The organism is Prevotella conceptionensis 9403948, from assembly GCF_000312305.1.
GTDB lineage: Bacteria > Bacteroidota > Bacteroidia > Bacteroidales > Bacteroidaceae > Prevotella > Prevotella conceptionensis.
The window spans coordinates 446,904-466,953 of sequence record NZ_HE999444.1; the positions used below are offsets into that span (position 1 = coordinate 446,904).

The window sequence follows — 20,050 nt, forward strand, 5'->3', positions numbered from 1 at the left end:
GTATCCCTCGTCTATGGGGGCGATATGGATAGGTCAAAAAACGGCTTGCAATCTTCCTTTTTCCTTCGACAATCAATCTCAAAGTGTTTAAGCCTGTTAAAATTAATATAGCGACATTTTTTACTGGGTTAACAAAATATAATTGCTTACCACAAAAATGATAACTAATCATTATAAATCGTATATTTGTATCGTTCTTTTGTAAGAAACTGACACGAGTTATTTAATTGTCTTTTAACTAAAATTCAATCTGTTATGAAAAAAAATCACTATTTACGGGTTGTGTTTAACCCTATGCCTATCTGTAATTGGGTGTTCGTCCAGTGATGTTGAGGAAACGAACAAGTTATCAACAAAAGAGGTACAAGCCCTAACAGAACTCAAGAGCGATTTGTATGCAGTTAATGCTGAGTATGCAAAAAGTAATACCCGAGGTCTCAAAAAGTGGCTAAGATGGTTGATCTTTGGTGCTGCAGATGCTGCAGGATTCGTTACAGGGGGAGGGGCGGTTGCGATTTCCGCTTCTACTCTTGCTTGGACAGTCACCAAAGCGGAGAAAGAAATTAGCACAAACTCAGACTTTAAAGACTGTGCAGAAGTAGCTCTTGATAAAGGATCAATTGGTTATGCACACAATGAACTTTCTCAAAAAATAGTAAGGGAACATCAGGACTCTTTACTAGGTATGCCTATTGACCAATTAGCAGAAATCGTCGAAGAAGAGTCAAAGGCTTATCCTGCCATTGAAAATAAATCAGTAGATAGAGAGATTCTAAAACAGATCATCTCTACTTTCAATGCGGATGCCTCCATACAAGATAACATGAATGCTTTTAAACAGTTTATAAATGACCCACAAAAACAAGAGGCTCTGGACATTTGTGGAATTGTTCTAGAAGGATTACAGAATGTCTCTGATGAAAATACTACATACATTGACCAAGTAAACAGGCTCGTTGATGCCTCACCCGTCGGTTTCCAAACCAAAAAGATGATAAAGGGTGGTATTTCAGTAGCTGATGCAAGTGCAAAGCTATGGAACAGCAGCGAGTTAGAAGAACTTCCAAAAGCAAAATAATGAAAAGTTTACTGTTGTCCTTTCTTTTAGCGATTCCCGCTCTTGCTTTCTCGCAAAAGGAAGATGTCCGGGCGGAGATCCATTTCCAAGGGAATGCGTTCTACCACGAATTTCGGCCTTATGAATTTGTAGGCAGCGTGGGCTACAACATCACCGATAGGTTTTTCGTCAATGTCAGAGGTGAGAGTACGGTTGCCTTGTTCAAGATCAACGGGCTCAAAGACTATTACACCAACGTGATGTATGGCGCGAACGTGGGCTATACGTTTCTGAAAAACGACCTCGGCAATTTCGATGTGCGCATCGGATTGGGAGACAACCTGCTCCGCAAGCAAGACTGGAAGTACAATTACTACGATGCAGGCGTCTATATGCACTTGGGCAAAGCGAAAATAAAGCCCGACTTCGGTTTCGGCATTAGGCGTTATCACTCCAAAGGTTCTATGTTTAAGAGCTACACCAGGGTGTTCGTGGCCATAGGCCTCAGCTTTGGCACATAGTTTCATGCGCATCTCTCGCTCCCTGGGAAGAGATGAATAAAGTGGGCGGGTGTACCGAAATGGGGCACACCCGCTCTCTTTTGTACAAAGTCCCAACTTTCTCAAACCAAGCCTTTTCTATTTGAGGGCGTGCCAGAAAACGGCCCGCAAGCATCGTGCGCGGTGAACGACATGGAGCAAGCACCAAGTAGTCTACCGTTATAACAAATCGGGACAAGCCGATTGCCGTCTTGGGCAACATCAATGTTTCAATTGCCCTTGCAACGCCAACAACCCAACGCTTTCTCTTAACCCAAACCGACAATGAACTTATTCCGAACTGCCGTAGCCTTATAAACCTATAAACTCAACAAAGCATAGTCTTAGTAGCTTATAAACTCACGAACTTAACAGTTCGCAAACTCACCAACTCATAAGCTTTCAACCTTACGAACTAATAAACTCGCAAACTCACCAACTCATAAGCTTGCAACCTTGCAAGCTCATAAAGTCCAACCGTTCATGGGTGTAAGAATACTTTACAAAAGAGGTCTTATTCGCCACCCTCTTCTAGCGAAAATAAAGGTGTTTAATCAAGCAATTTGCCTCAAATTACAAGTTTTCAGACTCCACGATTAGTCTATTTTTGAGAAGATTACCTGCATTTTGCACCATTTCACCTTTCTATTTTGCTTGCCGACACGCGTTTTTTCAACCCCAATAACTCACTTTTAGCCCCTAAAACTCCACTTTTAGATGGCCATTTTGCCCTTTTTAGCCCTATTTTTAATGGTTCGAAAAGGTTTTATTTATACCATTGCTGCGTATTTTTATGCTTTTCGTCTTGTATTTTGCAGCATTTTGCACTGCGTTTAGCACCATTTTACCTTGCGTTTAGCACCAAAACGCACTGCATTTAGCACCAAAACGCACTGCGTTTTGCAGCAAATTGCAGTACATTTAGCCGAAAATAGCCCCAAATGTGGTGCAAATGGCGGCCTTCTTAAATAAATATTCATTTCGCTGCATTCACATGCTAACCCCTTTTTGCATCAAAACAAACCTTCGCGAGAATCGATTTTTTGCGGCAAGGTGGGCGGTTGTGGATAAAAAGGGCACTCATAGTGTTAAAATTTCTGCTGAAAAGACGACAAATTTGGTTGGCGAGTAGACAAGTTAACGAGTAGACAAGTTAACGAGTAGACAAGTTAACAAGTAGACAAGTTAACAAGTAGACAAGTTAACAAGTAGACAAGTTAACGAGTAGGCAGGTTTACGAGTAGACAGGCTTACGAGTAAGCCAGTTAACAAGCTTACCGGTTGACTTGTTTGCCAACTCCAACTTGCCTATCGGCATGGCGTTTCGGTGTAAGAAGTGCTTAACGTCTCGGTTATCACGGCTAGAAAAGTGCTTTTTCTCATGAAATGGTGCGTAATAAGCAGGTTTTTACTTATATTTGCAACTTAAAAGCACTGATATGCACAGCATCCCCAAGAAAGGAAATGAGAGTAACGAATTGTTAGACACGGACGAACTGTCTTCGCCGCAACAATTGGCAGAAGATGGTAAGCCTTGGTATGCCGTGCGTTTGTTTTCGTTGCGGCTAAACGAGGCAATGACCTACTTCACCACTGCTGGTTTAACATGCTTTGTGCCGATGGAGTGGAGCGGAAAACGAACGGACGACAACGACGGCAAACCCATTTTTAAGCCTGTTGTGTTTAATTTGGTGTTCGTTAAGAAAGACAAAGAAGAATGCGAGCTGCGGCGCATCTTTGCTAACGCACGCTTTAAGATGTCGGTGATAAGGAAAGATAGAGTGGCTGGCACGTACTACGAAATCCCTTCTAAGCAAATGCTAGACTTTATGCTGATGTGCAGCCCTGAAATAGAAATGCGCAAGTTCTTATCGTCTACAGAGGCCAAGCTAAAAAGCGGTACGCCCGTGATAGTAAAACACGGACCGCTGAAAGGCCTTACGGGAAGGCTGGTGCGTAGCAGCAAAAAGTACTTTTTGTTGAAAGAAGTGCCCGAATTGGGCGTGATGATAAAAGTTAGTAGATGGTGCTGTGCGCCCATCGAACAACAATAATGATTAAGCAATTATGGACATTGACTTTGCACTTAGAATTTTTATTGCCGGCATGTTGGGCGGTGCTATCGGCTTAGAACGCGAATATCGCGCGAAAGAAGCTGGTTTTAGGACCCATTTCTTGGTGTCGTTGGGCAGTGCGCTTTTTATGATATTGTCGCATTCTGGTTTCGACTTCATCTTAGAACATGGAAAAAACGTTTCGCTCGACCCTTCTCGTATTGCCTCGCAGGTGGTTACGGGCATTGGTTTTATAGGTGCTGGCATCATTATTTTTCAGAAACATGTGGTACATGGGCTAACTACGGCGGCAGGACTTTGGGTTACGTCGGCCATTGGCTTGACATGTGGATCGGGCATGTATCTCTTGGCTACTTCGGCCACGGTAATGGTGCTTATCTGTTTAGAAGCGTTGCACTTAATACTGCGAAAGATTGGTACACGCCACATCGTGTTGACACTTTCCACACCTTCGCACGACAATATCAAGGCCGTGCTGAAAGACATGAGAGCTAAGAATATGACTATTGTTAGCTACGAAATGCAAGAAAAAGCCTTGGGCAATGGACAGCACTTGCTGGTGGCCACCATCGAACTGAAATTAAAGAAACAGATTTACGAGAATTGTTTGCTCCAATTTATGGAAGAATATGAGGGAGTAGACATTAACAAGATAGAATAAGGAGAAGATAACGATGACTAGTTTTGCCGACTTGATGCACCGCAGGCGTAGTTGCCGCAAGTTTACCCATGAGAAAATAGATGCCGATGAGTTGAGCATGGTGCTGAATGCCGCCCTTATTTCGCCCTCGGCCAAAAACAGGAGGTCGTGGCATTTTGTGGTGGTAGAAGACAAAGAGACGCTCGAAAAGCTGTCGGAATGTAAGGAATCGGGGGCTGCCCTGCTGAAAGATGCGGCCGTGGCAGTGGTGGTTCTGGGCAATGTTGCCGAGAACGACTGCTGGATTGAGGACTGTTCGATAGCTACTTTGGCCATGCAATTGCAGGCCGAGGACTTGGGACTGGGCAGCTGTTGGGTGCAGGTGCGCAATCGCGGACTGAATAGCGGCGAACGCGGAACCGACATCGTGCGCGGCATTTTGAACATCCCGGAGACGTTAGACACGCTTTGTGTCCTTGCATTGGGCCATAAGGCGAACGAATTGCCAATGAAAGACGACGAAGATGCACGCTGGGAACAGGTGCATGTGGGTGGTTTCTAACAAGCATGAGCAATATTAAAGCAACAAAAATAGTACTGCTTGGGGCTGGAAACCTTGCCACAAGTCTTGGTTTGGCTTTGCAAAGGGCTGGATTTAGCGTGGCGCAAGTGTACAGTAGAACGCAGACGGCAGCTGAAATATTGGCTGTGCGTTTGGGCGCAACGGCCATTAACAGCTTGGAAAGCCTTTCGGCCGATGCCGATGTGTATTTGTTGGCCTTGAAAGACGATGCTTTGGCAAGCGTACTGCCGCAAGTTTGCCAGCTAAACCCACACGCCGTGTATGCCCATACGGCAGGAAGTGTGCCCATGAACGTGTTTGAAGGGGTGGCTAAAAACTACGGTGTGTTTTATCCCTTGCAAACGTTTTCAAAACAAAAACCTTTGGATTTCTCTTCTATCCCTTGCTTGATAGAGGGTGCGAACGAGTTTTCGGAAGATGTTTTGCTGAAAATGGCGCGCGCTTTGAGTCACGAGGTGCGCTTAACTACCAGTGCCGACCGGCGCATCGTTCATTTGGCGGCGGTGTTTGGATGCAATTTCGTGAACTTGTGTTACTCGTTAGCCAACGAAACGCTGAAACGTAGGGGGCTTGACTTTGGGTTGTTGTTGCCGCTGATTGACGAAACGGCAGCCAAAGTGCATCGTCTGTCGCCCAAGGATGCACAAACAGGCCCTGCCGTTAGAATGGATAAGGCGGTGATGGAGCGACAAATGAGCCTTATCGACGATGCCGAAGAACGCCGACTTTACGAGCTAATGAGTGAAATGATACATAAATTGGCAAATACATAACGCAATGATAAACTACGATTTACAGCGCATTCGCGCCATCATTTTTGATGTAGACGGCGTGCTTTCGGCCTCTACCATCACGCTTTCTGCCGATGGCGAACCCCTGCGCACGGTGAATATCAAGGATGGTTATGCCATTCAGTTTGCCCAAAAGGTGGGTTTGCGCATCTGCATCATCACAGGTGGCGACACCAAGGCCGTGCGTATGCGGTTTGAAGGCTTAGGCGTAGAAGACATTTACATGAAGGCTGGCGTGAAGTTGCTAGCTTATGAGGACTTTAAGGCACGCTATGGCTATGCGGACGATGAGCTGATGTTTGTTGGCGACGACATTCCCGACTACGAAGTGATGTCTCGTTGTGGCTGTGCTTGTTGTCCTGCCGATGCTTGTGCCGACATTAAGTCTGTTAGTCGCTATGTAACCACGTGCGCAGGTGGTATGGGTTGCGGACGAGAAGTTATCGAACAGACCTTGCGCGCAAAGGGATTGTGGATGAAAGACGCTAAGGCCTTTGGCTGGTAAGCATTGAATAATAACAAGGAAAATGAAAAACAGATTGGTGTTGGCGAGTAATTCGCCAAGAAGAAAAGAGTTGTTACGTGGCTTGGGCATCGACTTCGAGGTGCGATTGATACGTGATATTGACGAGAGTTTCCCCGCAGCGTTGCCTGTAAACGACGTGGCTGTGCATATTTCGAAGGCTAAGGCGTCCGCATACTTGGACACAATGGCCGAGAACGAGGTGGTTTTGACGGCCGACACGGTTGTGGTGTGCGACGGACAAATACTAGGAAAGCCACAAGATGCCGAAGATGCAAGGCGCATGTTGGGCTTGTTGAGTGGCAAGAGCCATGAGGTGATAACGGGTGTTACGCTGTCTACACTTCAATGGCAGCGTAGTTTCGCTGTAACAACGGTGGTTTGGTTTAAAGAACTGACTGCCGACGAGATTGGTTTTTATGTAGATAGCTACCGTCCCTTTGACAAGGCGGGGGCGTATGGCATTCAAGAGTGGATTGGATATGTGGGCGTTCAGCGTATAGAAGGTAGTTATTTCAACGTCATGGGCTTGCCTGTGCAACGCATTTACGAAGAGTTAAAAGATTGTTTCGACTTTTTGCATCCCTTTGAAGTGTAGGTTGGTGGAGTTTATGAGTTGGCGAGAGTGTGAGTTTATAAGTTGGTGAGTTCATGGGTTTATAAGTTTGTGAGTTCGGGAGTTTATCAGGTTATAAGTTGTTGTTATTGTGAGTTGATGGGGTTATGAGTTTGTAACTTAATGGTTTTGTGTGTTAACAAGCTGACAACTCTTGTCTTTTCATCGTTTGTTTTTAAATCTCCTGTCCATCGTTTACGCCATATCCAAACAGAGCGAAGTCGGCTTTTAGTGGGTCGTTAGGGAATACTTTGGCCATTTCGGCAGTCAGTTTCTTGGCGATAGACATGGAGGTAGACTTGCTTTTGAGCAGTTTTAGGCGTTGTGCTTGCGTCAAAACGTGGGTGTCTAGCGGCATGATGAGGGTGCGTTTGTCGATGGTGTCTTTCCAAATGCCTAAGTCTACGGGCGAATTGTCGCGTACCATCCACCGCAGAAACATGCAAATGCGCTTGCAAGCAGAGCGTGCATTGATGGGAACGATACCTTCTTGCCCATGCGCTGCAAAGTATTTGCAAAGCGCAACCACGGCCGTTTCGGCATCGTTGGCGGCTGTTGCCTGTACGTATTGGTGCAGAGAATGGTGTTCAGTTAATAGCTTTTGCAGCGTTTTAAGGAAACTATTCATCATCCTTTTGGTGTAAAGGCGATAGTAACAGTCGTCGGTTGGCGGTATGTCTTGTTCAAACAGTCCGCTTTTCACCCAGTTGTAAGGTTCACCTTGCGACTTTTCCAGCACGAAATTTATCTTTGGAAAGAATTGCTTTCGGCTTCCATAGCTTAGGTTTGCCGCAATGAAAGCCATCGTTTCTTGGTTGTTTGCGCCCTGTACAAGGTGCATAAAGCGTGCAGGGTCTTCCTTTAAGAAGGCCGTTGTCTCGTAACGTGCGGCGTATTCTTTGAGCTGTGCTTTGGTCTTTAAGTTCATTTTGTGCTGTTTTTTTATTATCATACAGACTTTCTCTGGGCTTATCTAGCTAATGGTTTTTGCCAAAATGTTGCGCAATGGTACGCGAGAAGGCGTACAAAGCGTGTGCGCAATGGCTTGGCACGAACGGATAAAAAGCGTAAAAAGAGGATGTGCACAGGTTGTCACATCCTCTTTCATTTTGTTACTTGGCAGCCAATGGGCAGGCTATGAGCCTGATTTGGCTATGTGTTGTTAGCAAACTTTGCGCGAACCATCGCTAATTACCACATCGTAAACGGCGGGTTCGTGCTTGTATTTGGCTGCATATTTCTGCTTAGCGTCTGCTATAAACTTGTCGTAAAGTTCGTCTTTAACGAGGTTGATGGTGCAACCACCGAAACCACCACCCATGATACGGCTACCCGTAACGCCATTTTCCTTGGCCAATTCGTTCAGGTAGTCCAGCTCTTCGCACGAAACCTCGTACTCTTTGCTCAGTCCTTCGTGTGTTTCGTACATCTTCTTGCCCACTGTTTCGTAGTCGCCAGCGTTCAAAGCATCGCAAACGGCCAGCACTCGATCCTTCTCTCCAAGCACGAAATGTGCGCGTTTGAAGTCTTCTTCCGAAACGTTTGCCTTCACGGCATCAAGTTCTTGCCAGTCGGCATCGCGCAAAGTATCGAACTTCTTCTCAGGGAACTTGGCGTTAAGAGCGGCAACCACGTTCTCACAACTCTTTCTTCGGTGGTTGTAAGCCGAGGATGCGAGTTCGTGTTTCACCTTAGAATCGAGCAAGACAAGCTTATATCCCTGTGGGTTGAAGGGGAAATACTCGAACTCTCTCGACCTGCAATCAAGTCGCATTAGCTTTCCTTCTTGTCCGAATACGCTTGCAAATTGGTCCATAATGCCGCACATCACGCCACAATAGTTGTGTTCGGTGGCCTGTCCTGCAAGCACCATGTCCCATTTAGACACCTTGTTGTCGCCAAAGAGGTCGTTTAGTGCAAAAGCAAAGCAGCTTTCGAGTGCGGCCGATGATGACATTCCTGCTCCAAGTGGCACGTCGCCAGAGAAGGCGGTGTTAAAGCCTTTGACGTTTACACCTAGCTTTTTCATCTCCTGGATAATACCATAGATGTAGCGTGCCCAGCTTGCGCGCGGACCATTGGGGTCGTCTACTTTAAACTCTACGCGGTCTTTCAGGTCGATAGAGTAGCACATCACCGTGTCGGTTCCATTGGGGCGTACCTCGGCCATAATGCCTTTGTCTACTGCTCCTGGGAAAACGAACCCACCATTGTAGTCGGTATGTTCGCCAATAAGGTTGATGCGTCCGGGTGATGCGTATATGTTGCCGGTCTTTCCGTCGAAGTGCTTGATAAAACGACTTCTTACATGTTCTATATTCACCATGTTGTTGTGTTTTAGGTTAATGATGTATGGAATTTGTTTAATACTTAATTGTTTCGCGTTTAGCGGGTGTTAGTCCACGCGGATGTCCTTATTTACATTCTTACTGCCGATAAGTGCATAGAAAAGAATGAATGCCAGGCCGATTAGCGGTATGGAGTAGGAGATGAGATAGCCCGCATGGTCGGCGACAAAGTTCTGCATAAGGGGCAGAACACCACCACCAACAACCATCATCATGAAGATTCCAGATGCTGCGGCAGAGTATTTGCCGAGACCTTCGGTGGCCAAATTGAAGATGCTGGACCACATAACCGAGGTGCACAAGCCGCAAAGAACCAACAGCGGTGCTGCTATGGGCACCGTAACAAACTGGAACGACGAGCCAGTGAACACAGGCATGGCCATCGTTGTGCTTTTACCTAGAACCATAGCCAACAGTATGAGGAAGATGCCGAGGCTTGCTGTGACAATCATCATGGCCTTACTAGAAACCTTATCGGCAATAAATCCTGCCGAGAAACGGCCTACAAGCATGAGAAACCAATAGGTGCCAGCCACGAAGCCGCCAATCTTAACGGCCGTTGCAGGGTCTAGGCCACCGCCATTGGCACTGGTATCGGATAGGTAGAAGTTCAACGTGCCGGGTATTCCAACCTCAACGCCCACGTAAATGAATATGGCGATGGTGCCAAGAACGAAGTGACGGAATGCCCACGGACTTCTTTCGTACACCGTTTCGGCTGTGGTCTTACCCATTTCTGGGTCGGCTATGGGGATAAAGAGCAGTGCAACGAAGGCGGCAGCAAATACACCCATAGCGATATAAAGCACAAGGTTGATGTCTACCATTGCGGTTTTAGCCGTTACTGTGCCGATAAGCGCACCCACGAGCATAGGCGTTAGCGTACCAGCAAGCGAGTTAAGCGTTCCACCTACAAGGTTTAGCTGGTTGCCACGGTTGCCGCCGCCACCCAAGAGGTTGAGCATGGGGTTTACAACGGTGTTAAGCGTACACACACAGAAACCAGAAATGAATGCGCCTAGCAGGTAAACGGAAAAGCCCGCAACCTTATCGCCTACGCCACCAGAAAGGAACTGCACCAGTACGCCAATGAAACCTAGGGCTATACCAACAAGAGCGGTGCGCTTGTAGCCAATTTTCGAAAGCAACTTACCTGCAGGGATGCCCATAAACAGGTAAGCTAAGAAGTTCATTGCGTTGCCGAGCATGCCTACCGTGTTGGCACTGTCGCCTTGGAAAGCATTTTTCCAGATAATGCCGATGGGTGCGGCGAGGTTTGTCACGAATGAAATCATTGCATAGAGGAACATCATTGTGACAATGGCTACTATGCTACCACTTTTTGCTTGTTTATTTTCCATTTTAGTTTAAGTAATAAATGCTTTTAGTTATGGCTTGTCTTGAAAAGCCTGCTCTGCCTGTTTGCGTTCTGTTGATACGTGGTAAACTTGTTGCTTTCTACGTTTTTCGTCGGCTTATTTCACAACGGCGGGGCAGAAAAATGGGCAATGGCTTACCAAAGGCATTGCAGGCGCATTTCAAGAGTGGGCCTACTGATGATGAATGTTTATGCTATCGTTCCGAATTTATAAATTGTTTTCTGCTTATATTGCTCGCCAGGGTTCAGCACCACCGAGGGGAAGTAGGGGTGATTGGGCGAATCGGGGAAGTGTTGTGCCTCAAAGCAGATGCCACTTCTTCGTGGGAAGGTGGCTCCATGTTGCCCTTTGTAGCCGTCGGCCCAATTGTCGGTGTAGAGTTGTACGCCAGGTTCGGTGGTATATACCTCCATTGTGCGCCCCGTTACAGGCTCCATTATCCGTGCGGCAAAGCTTAATTCGCCTTCTTCGCGCTTGTTAAGCACAAAGCAATGGTCGTAGCCGGCACCGTTTTTTTATTTGTTCGTGGTCGGCGTTTATGTCTTGTCCGATGGTCTTTGGCGTTCTGAAATCGAACGGCGTACCTTTTACGAAACGTATTTCTCCTGTGGGAATGCTCACCTCGTCGATAGGAATATAAAAGTCTGCATTGATTTCGCACTCTAAATTCTCAATGCTCGGTGTGGGGTTGGCGATGCCAGCCAACGAGAAAAAGCCGTGACTTGTAAGGTTGATTACTGTTTTCTTGTTTGTTTTGGCCATGTATTCGATAACCAATTCGTTGTCGTCGGTGAAGGTATAGATAACCGTTGTTTTTAGTTCACCCGAGAAACCCTCTTCGCCGTATGCGCTTATGTAGTTCAATACAAGGGTGGTGTCGTTCATTTGCAGTGCATCCCACACCTTGGCGTTAAAGCCTTTCTTTCCACCGTGCAACGAGTTGGGGCCGTTGTTGATGGGAAGACTGTACTCTTTACCATGTAATTGAAACTTGCCTTTGGCAATTCTGTTGCCATATCTGCCCACAAGGGTAGAGAGATAGGGTTCGGGCGAGTTCACAACATCTTGTATGTTGTCGTGGCCTTGTATCACATTGGCCAGGTTTCCGTGTTTGTCGGGAACCATAATGGCCACAAGCGCCCCGCCATAGTTGGTTATGGCTACTTCGTTTCCATCCTTGTTGCGGAGAATATACAAATCGGTTTCTTTTCCGTTGATGTGAGTCTGAAAGTCTTCGCGTTTCAGCCCGCATACGTTTTGTACCTTATCTGTGTTCGTCATAAAAGAAAGTTTTTAGTTATACTTTGTTGCAAAGTAAACGAAAAAAACTGAATGCAACAAATATTAATATATTAAAAGCGGTGGTTTCCTGTTAAAAATGTTCAACAGAAGGCTCCACCGCTTTCTTTTTGATAATATATGGTTTGATATTGGTAGGTTTGTGCGCGTTTTTAAAGGTTTGAAGTAGATTTTGCTTTCTTCTCTGGCATGCTTTATTCCGTGTTTTCTGAGCACATTTTAAGATTTGAAAGCAAATCGGCCACCACATAACTGCTGCCACCAACAAATACAAAATCGTCTTTTGCAGCATCGTTTAGTGCGGCCTTGTAAGCTGCATACACATTATTATATATAGAGCCGTTCAATGCGTTTTGTTCGGCTTTTTGCGCCACAACCTCACTAGGTATGGCGCGATGTGTGCTTGCTTGCGTGAAATAATAGGTTGCCTCTTTGGGCAAAAGGGTTAGAATTGTGTCTAAATCCTTGTCGTCTACCATGCCGAACACCATTCTGAGCGTGCGATAGCTTTGTGCACGAATTTGCGGACTAAGGTATTGCCAGCCTGCAACGTTGTGACCTGTGTCGCAAACCACTAAGGGTGCATGCCCTAAGATTTGCCAACGACCTTGTAAACCTGTTGATTGGCATACCGTGGCCATGCCTTGACCCACCTCTTTGGCGGTTATGTTAAAGCCTAAGGCTTGCAATTGCCGCGTGGCGGTTAAGATGGTGTTGGCGTTGTGGTGCTGATAGTTGCCACCTAGTTCGAAAACAATGTTGCCAAAGCTGCGTGTTTGCAGACTGATACCACCCTCGTTGCGGTGTTGCCACTGCAAAACTTCGGGATTTTGCTCGGCCCACACCACAGGCGCATGCCGTTCTTTCGCAGTATTTTCAAACACTTGGTGTGTCTCCACAGTGGTTTCGCCCACCACCACGGGGGTATTGGGCTTGATGATACCTGCTTTTTCGACGGCAATTTGAGCCAATGTGTTGCCCAGAAAGCCCGTATGATCTAGACTGATGTTGGTGATGACCGAGAGAATGGGGCTAATGATGTTGGTGCAATCGAGCCTACCGCCCAACCCTACTTCGATAACGGCCACATCTACATGACTTTCGGCAAAATAACTGAAAGCCATAGCGGTGGTCAGTTCGAAGAACGAGGGGTGAAGAGGTTCGAAAAATGCACGGTGTTGGGCAACGAAATCCACAACATAAGATTCTGAAAGCGGCTCGCCGTTGATGCGAATGCGTTCCCGAAAGTCTACCAAATGTGGCGAAGTGTATAGGCCTACGCGGTAGCCGCAGGCTTGTAGTATGGCGGCTAGCGTGTGTGCGGTAGAGCCTTTGCCGTTTGTACCTGCCACATGGATGCTTTTGAAGGCGTGATGAGGTGCGCCCAAGTGGAAATCTAACGCTAGCGAATTGTCTAAACCCTCCTTATATGCAGAAGCACCCACATGTTCGAAAACAGGGGTGCTATTGTAAAGGTACTGAATTGTCTCCTGATAATTCATCAGTTAAAGTAATTCTTGAATTTCTGAAATATCGTTTGCTTGGTAACTCTGTCGCCTTTAAAGTTGTCGCTTTGGGCTAGTTTGTCCAAGCAAGCCTTCTCTTCGCCGGACAGCGTTTTGGGCACATACACGCTAAGGTTAACGATGAGGTCGCCCATGCCTGGCCCATAACCTTGAACAGAGGGCAATCCCTTACCGCGCAGGCGCAATGCCGTGCCGGGTTGTGTGCCTGGTGCAACCTTCATGCGCACCTTTCCACCGTCTACCAATGGTATTTCGAGGCTCCCGCCCAATGCTGCCGTGGGGAAATCTAGCAGTTCATTATATATAAGGTCGTTGCCGTCGCGAACGAAAGTGTCGTTAGGCTCTTCCTCAATACATACTTGTATGTCTCCTGTTATGCCGTTGCGCTTACCTGCGTTGCCTTTACCGGGTATGTTCACAACCATTCCTTCGGCTACGCCGGCAGGTATTTTAATTTCCACCACTTCTTCGCCCTTGGTTACACCCGTTCCGTGACAAGTTTGGCACGGGTTCTTGATAACCGTTCCTTCTCCGTGACACGTTGGGCATTCGGTTTGCGTTTGCATCATGCCCAACATGGTTCTAACGGTCTTGGTAACGATGCCTTGACCGTGGCAAGTGGGGCAAGTCTCCGTTCCGCTACCCGCTTCTGCTCCTGTTCCGTGGCAGTGTGTACAGGTTACATCTTTCTTAACCTTAAATTTTTTGGTGATGCCCGTTGCAATTTCTTGCAGAGTTAGTCGCACTTTCAGTCGCAAATCGCTGCCCCTGAATTGCACATGCTGCCTTGATCTAGTCCCTCCGCCGAAACTGGAGAAACCAGAAAAACCGCCATGTCCGCCAAAGATGTCGCCGAACATGGAGAAGATGTCGTCCATATCCATGCTGCGCCACCGCCAAATCCACCACTACCGCCCATGCCAGCAGGCCCATCGAACCCAAATTGGTCGTATTGCTTGCGCTTTTCGGGGTCGTGTAGCACGTCGTAAGCCTCGGCAGCCTCCTTAAACTTCGCTTCCGCGTCTTTGTCGCCGGGGTTCTTGTCGAGGTGATATTTGATGGCGAGTTTGCGATAAGCTTTTTTTATCTCGTCTTCCGAGGCGTTTTTGTCAACGCCCAGCACTTCATAATAATCTCTTTTAGCCATTTTCTTTCCTTTCCAGCCCCATCAATTATTGTCCAACCGCCACTTTGGCATGCCTTATCACCTTATCGTTAAGGGTATATCCCGTTTGCAGGCAGTCGATTATTTTTCCTTTCTTGTCATCTCCCATGCCTGGCACCATTGCCACGGCCTCGTGGAAGTCAACGTCAAAGTCTTTCCCGTCTACCTCCATTTTCTTCACGCCCATTCCTTCGAGCGTGCTGAGCAATTTCTTGTAAATCAGTTCCCATCCCTCTTCCACAGCATCTACACACTCTTGCTTGTGTGCGTTTTCTATGGCTCTTTCCATGTCGTCGATGATGGGTAGTATGGCCGTGATGGTTTTTTCGCCGCCGTTGAGAATGAGTTCGGCCTTTTCTTTTAGCGTGCGACGCTTGAAATTCTCGAACTCGGCCACGGTACGTAGATACTTGTCTTTCAACTCTTCGAGCTGTTTAGCAAGTTTTTCTTCCTCCGTTTGGGGTTCCTCTTCGGTTTGTTGTGGCTGTTCTTGTGGCTCGTTGGTTTCTTCTTGGGGTGCATCTTGGTTTAGGTCAACAGCCTCCTCGTTGTTGTCGAGGTTGCCATTGGCCTTCTTTTTCATGTTTTCGTCTGTCATATTGTCGTTCATTCCAAATGCGTATTTGTTTGTTTACTGTTTTAATTGTATCTGTAAGTAACCTAGCAAATACCTTGCCAACCTGTTTTAGGCGTTATACATTTTGGCCCTTTGCTCCTTAATGGCAGGGTCGTAGATGTAATCGTCGTAGCTCATCAACTTGTCGATGGTGCCATTTGGCGTAAGCTCGATGATACGGTCGGCAATTGACTGTATGAATTGGTGGTCGTGGCTGGCAAATAGGATGTTACCCTTAAAGCCAACAAGGTTGTTGTTAAAGGCTTGAATGCTTTCCAAGTCGAGGTGGTTGGTGGGCGTGTCGAGTATCAGGCAGTTGGCGTTCTTCATTTGCATGCGCGCAATCATGCAGCGCATCTTTTCGCCTCCCGACAGCACGTTAACCTCTTTCAGCACGTCTTCGCCCGAGAAGAGCATGCGCCCTAGGTAGCTTTTCATTACCACTTCGTTGCCTGGTCCGTATTGGCTAAGCCAGTCTACAAGGTTGAGTTTGCTGTCGAAGAATGCCGTGTTGTCTAGCGGAAGATAGGCCGTGGTGATGGTTACACCCCACTTGTAGGTGCCTGCTTCGGCCTCGCGGTTGCCGTTGATAATCTCGAAGAGTGCCGTCATGGCCTTGGGGTTGTGGCTGAGGAACACCACTTTTTGCCCTTTCTCCACGTTGAACGACACGTTGTCAAACAAAACGTTGCCTTCGTTGTCGGTTGCTTTGAGGCCTTCTACCTCTAATATTTGGTTGCCTGGTTCGCGTTCCATCTGGAAAATGATGCCGGGATATTTGCGACTAGAAGGTTTGATCTCTTCAACGTTAAGCTTTTCGAGCATCTTTTTACGCGAAGTGGTTTGCCTGCTCTTTGCCACATTGGCAGAGAAACGACGAATGAACTCCTCCAATTCCTTTCGTTTCTCTTCGGCCTTTTGTTTCTGGTTCTGCGCTTGGCGCAAGGCTAGCTGCGAACTTTCGTACCAGAACGAGTAGTTACCAGAGAAAATGGTAACCTTTCCAAAGTCGATGTCCACCGTTTGGGTACTCACAGCATCGAGGAAGTGACGGTCGTGACTAACCACAAGCACCGTTTGCTCCACGTTGCCTAGGTATTCTTCGAGCCAGTTCACGGTATCGAGGTCCAAGTCGTTGGTAGGCTCGTCGAGCAACAGGTTGTCGGGGTTGCCAAAGAGTGCCTTTGCCAACATTACGCGTACCTTCTCGTTGTTCGATAGGTCGCTCATCTGCTTGTAGTGCAAAGCGTCGGTTACGCCCAAGTTGCTCAACATCTGCGCAGCGTCGCTTTCGGCCTCCCAGCCGTTCATCTCTGCAAACTTTTCTTCCAGCACGGCCGCGCGGTTTCCGTCTTCTTCGGTCATTTCCTCTTTGGCATATAGTGCCTCGCGTTCTTTCATGTTCTTCCACAACTTTTCGTGGCCCATCAGAACGGTGTCGATAACGCGATATTCGTCGAACTTAAAGTGATCTTGATCCAAAACAGAAAGGCGCTCGCCTGGTCCTAGCTCAACTGTTCCCTTGTTGGGCTCCAGTTCTCCGCTGATAGCTTTGAGAAGGGTTGACTTACCCGCCCCGTTGGCTCCGATGATACCATAAATATTTCCTGATGTGAACTTCATATTCACGTCTTTGTAGAGCACTCGCTTACCGAATTGAATAGCAAGATTTGTAACAGTTATCATTCTCTTTTATCTTGATTTGTAATTACGTACAACTTGAATGGGTATTGTTTGCCGACAAATTTATCGGATACAACCATGCAAAGGTAGTGGTTTTCATTGGATTATGCAAATTAATGGCGGCTTGAACGTCCTGTCGCCTTGTTTTCTCGGCTTGCATTGGCGTGTGGTTGTGGCATATAACGTGCTTTGCTTGGTTGGCTAATTATGTGTTCGACGAGGCGTTTGGGCTTGCGAACAAAAGTGTTCAAAGGCGACTTGGTTGCTTGTTGTTGGGAGCTTGTGTGTGCTGTTGGGGGCGATAAATGTGTTGTCAGGCATTATTTGAAGTTTATTTGTGATTAGATATCGTAAGTGTTTCGTTTTATTTTTGTATTTTTGTTTTCTGATATTGGTGGACTCTTCTAGTCCTTATCATTTAATTCAATAGCGCATGAAAAGGTTCTTGTTTCTTTTTATCATATTAAATCTTGCTTTCGTGTTGCCTTCTAATGGTCAGACGAAAGTAACGGGGCGAGTTGTAGATGCTAGTGGTCATGGTATAGAGTACGCAACAATTAGCGTGGACAGCCTGTTTTGCATTTCGGATGCTGATGGACACTTTAATTTGCAGTTACCACGCAGCGTAACAGCCGACATAAACGTTAGCCACATAAGCTTTAAAACGAAACTAGTTCCGCGCAGCGTGTTTCAGCAAGGATATGTGAATGTTATGCTAGAAGAACGGGCGTATAATTTGGGTAGCGTAGACATTGTTGCTAAGCAGACAAAGCTGGAAACAATTGTAGGGCGTGGAATGAAACTCCCTGGCGATGCCGCATTTGGGAAAGAACAGCAGGGAAAGGTAGAAATGGGACCATTGTTTAGTGTGAAAAGAGACTATGTGGTGGCGAGTTTCGACATGAAAGTGGAGGAGTGTACGTATCAGCAATGTGTTGTTCGCCTTATTGTGTACGAGGTTCATGGCGCAAAGTTCGAGCCAATTCAGTCAAAACCGCTTTATCTTGCATTGACTCCTGCGAACCAAAACACACATATAAAGATTAAAACGCAAGGGGACATTACCTTAAAGAAAGGCAGTACTTATTATGTAGGGGTGTCTGTTGTGTCGGGTTCTAATGCAGGAACACTTCATTTTCCTGCTCATCTGCGCTCATCTTATGTTCGAAACCTAGTTAAAGGCACTTTTAAAAAACTTCCTGCTACGCTTGGAATGGTTGTTAAGGGTTATAGAATTTAGCTTTTAGCTTTTAGGCTTTAACGTATTCAATATCGGGCTCAACACTAGTGTGTGTTAGGAAATAACATAAAAGTTAGACGTAAATATAAAAGGCTTACAATGGCTTTGCTTGATTATTAGTGAGTTGTCAAGATGGATTTAAGAGTGAAAAGGATGTTGTTTTGACCGTTTTTGGGGAGTAAAATAACCTTATTTGGTACTGCTTAATTGCACTTAGGTATGGGGCTAAGCATGATTTACATGGGATTATTTACGTTAAAAAATCGGAAACGGTGCATGGCTATCACTTTTTTATATAACTTTGCGACATAGTTCACATTTATTAAAATAAATCTTTTATGAAAAAAGTATTATCACACATGTTTGTTGCAGTTCTCTGCATATTGGGCACAATGCCTGCAATGGCCCAGTTTAACCTTAAAAAGGCTGTCGGCGGTGCAGCAAAGGCTGCCAAAGCTGTAACTTTGACTGATGCCGATGTGGTGAATTACGTTAAGGAATACATTGATTGGATGGACAAACACAATCAAGTTTGTCCCGACGACAACCCTTACGCCATTCGTTTAAAGAAACTTACGGCTGGATTGACCCAAGTTGAAGGCATTCCTTTGAACTTTAAGGTGTACTATGTTGTAGACGTGAACGCCTTTGCATGTGCCGACGGTAGTGTGCGCGTTTTCTCTTCTTTGATGGACATCATGACCGACGAGGAATTGCTTGGCGTTATCGGACACGAGATCGGACACGTTGCCCACAAGGATTCAAAGAACGCATTCCGCACAGCCCTGCTTACTTCGGCATTAAAAGATGGTGTGTCTTCAACCAATGGCAAGGCTGCCGCACTTACCGATTCGCAGCTTGGAGACCTCGGCGAGGCTCTACTGAACGCTACTTACTCGCAAAAGCAAGAAAGCAATGCCGACGCTTACGGCTATGAGTTCTTGAAGAAGAACAACAAGAACCCTTGGGCCATGGCTTTGTCGTTTGAAAAATTGAAGAAACTTGAAGAAGATGCAGGCTACCAGAAAGACAGCAAGTGGAAACGTATGTTTTCTTCTCACCCCGATCTCGACAAGCGCATTAAGACCATGAGCGAACGCGCACAAAAAGACGGCTTTACACGTCCAGAGAACAAGATGCCTGAGAAAACAGCTGCACAGAAGGTTGTAAAGGGTAAGAAGAAATAACGTTCATTACACTAAACTAAGTATGTTTTCATTTTTTTCATCTTTCTATTATGCCATATTTGGTGGGTTTCGTATAGATGAAACCACCACGTTAAGCAAGGAACAGCAGCGAAAACTGCTTTTGAGTGGTGTCTTTTCTGCACAGAAAGGCACGTTTATGAATGTGGTTAAGACAGGCATGTCGTATGGTGGGCGGCAGAAAATGTTTGGTCAGGGCTGGGGAATTACCGACAAAGAATCGGCAATTGATACGCTCGACTATCTGCAACACGCAGGTACACGCCGTTTCTTTCCCCTTATTGTAGAGGCTCTGAAACTTCAAAACAAGCGCGCTATTCAGCAGTATATCACTGAAAATCTTGAAGACGAAGAAGACATGCGCGATTGTTGGGAACAGGTTCAGTTCGCTTTTGGGTCTATGGACTCTTTAATAAATGCACAACTTATTAAAGACCAGGCCGACTTCGTACGTATCGGACCAGATGCTTGGGACGCTGGTAGGTTGGTGTTCATGGCTAGATTGTGCCGTGAACACGAGTATATCACTGACGAACAAATGTGGCAATACATCGATGCAGCCGACGAAATAGCCCACCAGACGCTTACTTCTTGGGAAGATTTCGGCAAGAGTTACATCATCGGGCGTTGCTTGTGGTGTGGCACAGCCAACTACTTTGAAGTGATGGCAGACCATGCAAAGGATATGTATTCCAGTCCGAAGAGTCCTTGGAAAGGTGTTCCTTTTGCATAATAAGCAATTGTTAAGCAAAGAGAACCTAATAC

The 20,050-nt window shown here is 46.3% G+C and carries 17 protein-coding genes and 2 pseudogenes; 11 read left to right on the forward strand and 8 right to left on the reverse strand.

Annotated elements, in window-relative coordinates; translation table 11 throughout:
* Window positions 1–391 precede the first annotated feature (391 nt).
* From BN93_RS04050 to BN93_RS04085, 8 genes are all read left to right on the forward strand, one after another.
* The gene (locus BN93_RS04050; RefSeq protein WP_157462653.1) at window positions 392–1,078 is read left to right on the forward strand and encodes a hypothetical protein; all 687 of its coding nucleotides are present in this window, start codon (window positions 392–394) and stop codon (window positions 1,076–1,078) included.
* Window positions 1,078–1,578, forward strand: a complete 501-nt coding sequence (locus BN93_RS04055; protein WP_232211099.1) for a hypothetical protein — start codon at window positions 1,078–1,080, stop codon at window positions 1,576–1,578. The genes BN93_RS04050 and BN93_RS04055 overlap by 1 nt, the downstream gene beginning before the upstream one ends.
* Before the next feature lie 1,457 nt (window positions 1,579–3,035).
* Complete coding sequence (locus BN93_RS04060; RefSeq protein WP_019187079.1) at window positions 3,036–3,650, forward strand: UpxY family transcription antiterminator; 615 nt, start codon at window positions 3,036–3,038, stop codon at window positions 3,648–3,650.
* Between the two features lie 13 nt (window positions 3,651–3,663).
* Window positions 3,664–4,332 carry an MgtC/SapB family protein gene (locus BN93_RS04065; RefSeq protein ID WP_019187080.1) on the forward strand — a complete coding sequence of 223 codons (669 nt, stop codon included), beginning with the start codon at window positions 3,664–3,666 and terminating at the stop codon, window positions 4,330–4,332.
* A 13-nt stretch (window positions 4,333–4,345) separates the two neighbouring features.
* Window positions 4,346–4,873: a nitroreductase family protein gene (locus BN93_RS04070; RefSeq protein WP_019187081.1), complete on the forward strand. Its 528-nt coding sequence runs from the start codon at window positions 4,346–4,348 to the stop codon at window positions 4,871–4,873.
* A 5-nt stretch (window positions 4,874–4,878) separates the two neighbouring features.
* Complete coding sequence (locus tag BN93_RS04075) at window positions 4,879–5,667, forward strand: Rossmann-like and DUF2520 domain-containing protein (RefSeq protein WP_019187082.1); 789 nt, start codon at window positions 4,879–4,881, stop codon at window positions 5,665–5,667.
* 4 nt (window positions 5,668–5,671) lie between these two features.
* The gene (locus BN93_RS04080; protein WP_019187083.1) at window positions 5,672–6,190 is read left to right on the forward strand and encodes a KdsC family phosphatase; all 519 of its coding nucleotides are present in this window, start codon (window positions 5,672–5,674) and stop codon (window positions 6,188–6,190) included.
* 22 nt (window positions 6,191–6,212) lie between these two features.
* Window positions 6,213–6,806 (forward strand): Maf-like protein, encoded by a 594-nt coding sequence (locus BN93_RS04085; protein WP_019187084.1) that lies wholly within the window; start codon window positions 6,213–6,215, stop codon window positions 6,804–6,806.
* Between the two features lie 193 nt (window positions 6,807–6,999).
* Here BN93_RS04085 and BN93_RS04090 read toward each other — a convergent pair whose 3' ends face one another.
* From BN93_RS04090 to BN93_RS04130, 8 genes and pseudogenes are all read right to left on the reverse strand, one after another.
* Window positions 7,000–7,752, reverse strand: a complete 753-nt coding sequence (locus BN93_RS04090; RefSeq protein ID WP_044259824.1) for a TIGR02757 family protein — start codon at window positions 7,750–7,752, stop codon at window positions 7,000–7,002.
* A gap of 234 nt (window positions 7,753–7,986) precedes the next feature.
* Window positions 7,987–9,147, reverse strand: a complete 1,161-nt coding sequence (galK, locus tag BN93_RS04100; protein WP_044259826.1) for a galactokinase — start codon at window positions 9,145–9,147, stop codon at window positions 7,987–7,989.
* A gap of 72 nt (window positions 9,148–9,219) precedes the next feature.
* Window positions 9,220–10,533: an MFS transporter gene (locus BN93_RS04105; protein WP_019187088.1), complete on the reverse strand. Its 1,314-nt coding sequence runs from the start codon at window positions 10,531–10,533 to the stop codon at window positions 9,220–9,222.
* Window positions 10,534–10,739: 206 nt separating this feature from the next.
* Window positions 10,740–11,832: pseudogene (locus BN93_RS04110) on the reverse strand (aldose epimerase family protein).
* Between the two features lie 212 nt (window positions 11,833–12,044).
* Entirely contained in the window at window positions 12,045–13,352 is a 1,308-nt protein-coding gene (locus BN93_RS04115) for a bifunctional folylpolyglutamate synthase/dihydrofolate synthase (protein WP_019187089.1), read from the reverse strand.
* Window positions 13,352–14,523, reverse strand: a pseudogene (gene dnaJ, locus BN93_RS04120) (molecular chaperone DnaJ). Before dnaJ ends, BN93_RS04115 begins: the two are co-directional and overlap by 1 nt.
* Before the next feature lie 25 nt (window positions 14,524–14,548).
* Window positions 14,549–15,151 (reverse strand): nucleotide exchange factor GrpE, encoded by a 603-nt coding sequence (locus tag BN93_RS04125; RefSeq protein ID WP_019187090.1) that lies wholly within the window; start codon window positions 15,149–15,151, stop codon window positions 14,549–14,551.
* A 75-nt stretch (window positions 15,152–15,226) separates the two neighbouring features.
* Window positions 15,227–16,843: an ABC-F family ATP-binding cassette domain-containing protein gene (locus BN93_RS04130; protein ID WP_009230079.1), complete on the reverse strand. Its 1,617-nt coding sequence runs from the start codon at window positions 16,841–16,843 to the stop codon at window positions 15,227–15,229.
* 430 nt (window positions 16,844–17,273) lie between these two features.
* Between BN93_RS04130 and BN93_RS04135 the strand changes: the two genes are divergently transcribed.
* The 3 genes from BN93_RS04135 (at window position 17,274) to BN93_RS04145 (ending at window position 20,018) form a co-directional block, all read left to right on the forward strand.
* The gene (locus BN93_RS04135; RefSeq protein ID WP_019187092.1) at window positions 17,274–18,080 is read left to right on the forward strand and encodes a carboxypeptidase-like regulatory domain-containing protein; all 807 of its coding nucleotides are present in this window, start codon (window positions 17,274–17,276) and stop codon (window positions 18,078–18,080) included.
* Between the two features lie 338 nt (window positions 18,081–18,418).
* Window positions 18,419–19,267, forward strand: a complete 849-nt coding sequence (locus tag BN93_RS04140) for a M48 family metallopeptidase (protein WP_019187093.1) — start codon at window positions 18,419–18,421, stop codon at window positions 19,265–19,267.
* A gap of 22 nt (window positions 19,268–19,289) precedes the next feature.
* On the forward strand, window positions 19,290–20,018 hold the full coding sequence (locus BN93_RS04145) for a DUF1266 domain-containing protein (RefSeq protein ID WP_019187094.1): 729 nt from the start codon (window positions 19,290–19,292) through the stop codon (window positions 20,016–20,018).
* The last annotated feature ends 32 nt before the right edge of the window (window positions 20,019–20,050 follow it).

What these genes read in the sequence shown, in the direction of transcription:
- BN93_RS04125 (WP_019187090.1), bottom strand. Translation starts at nt 15,151, where the DNA reads ATGAACGACAATATGACAGACGAAAACATGAAAAAGAAGGCCAATGGC.
- BN93_RS04145 (WP_019187094.1), top strand. Translation starts at nt 19,290, where the DNA reads ATGTTTTCATTTTTTTCATCTTTCTATTATGCCATATTTGGTGGGTTT.
- BN93_RS04065 (WP_019187080.1), top strand. Translation starts at nt 3,664, where the DNA reads ATGGACATTGACTTTGCACTTAGAATTTTTATTGCCGGCATGTTGGGC.
- BN93_RS04070 (WP_019187081.1), top strand. Translation starts at nt 4,346, where the DNA reads ATGACTAGTTTTGCCGACTTGATGCACCGCAGGCGTAGTTGCCGCAAG.
- BN93_RS04105 (WP_019187088.1), bottom strand. Translation starts at nt 10,533, where the DNA reads ATGGAAAATAAACAAGCAAAAAGTGGTAGCATAGTAGCCATTGTCACA.
- BN93_RS04075 (WP_019187082.1), top strand. Translation starts at nt 4,879, where the DNA reads ATGAGCAATATTAAAGCAACAAAAATAGTACTGCTTGGGGCTGGAAAC.
- BN93_RS04115 (WP_019187089.1), bottom strand. Translation starts at nt 13,352, where the DNA reads ATGAATTATCAGGAGACAATTCAGTACCTTTACAATAGCACCCCTGTT.
- BN93_RS04140 (WP_019187093.1), top strand. Translation starts at nt 18,419, where the DNA reads ATGAAAAAAGTATTATCACACATGTTTGTTGCAGTTCTCTGCATATTG.
- BN93_RS04085 (WP_019187084.1), top strand. Translation starts at nt 6,213, where the DNA reads ATGAAAAACAGATTGGTGTTGGCGAGTAATTCGCCAAGAAGAAAAGAG.
- BN93_RS04080 (WP_019187083.1), top strand. Translation starts at nt 5,672, where the DNA reads ATGATAAACTACGATTTACAGCGCATTCGCGCCATCATTTTTGATGTA.
- BN93_RS04055 (WP_232211099.1), top strand. Translation starts at nt 1,078, where the DNA reads ATGAAAAGTTTACTGTTGTCCTTTCTTTTAGCGATTCCCGCTCTTGCT.
- BN93_RS04130 (WP_009230079.1), bottom strand. Translation starts at nt 16,843, where the DNA reads ATGATAACTGTTACAAATCTTGCTATTCAATTCGGTAAGCGAGTGCTC.
- BN93_RS04090 (WP_044259824.1), bottom strand. Translation starts at nt 7,752, where the DNA reads ATGAACTTAAAGACCAAAGCACAGCTCAAAGAATACGCCGCACGTTAC.
- BN93_RS04135 (WP_019187092.1), top strand. Translation starts at nt 17,274, where the DNA reads ATGAAAAGGTTCTTGTTTCTTTTTATCATATTAAATCTTGCTTTCGTG.
- BN93_RS04060 (WP_019187079.1), top strand. Translation starts at nt 3,036, where the DNA reads ATGCACAGCATCCCCAAGAAAGGAAATGAGAGTAACGAATTGTTAGAC.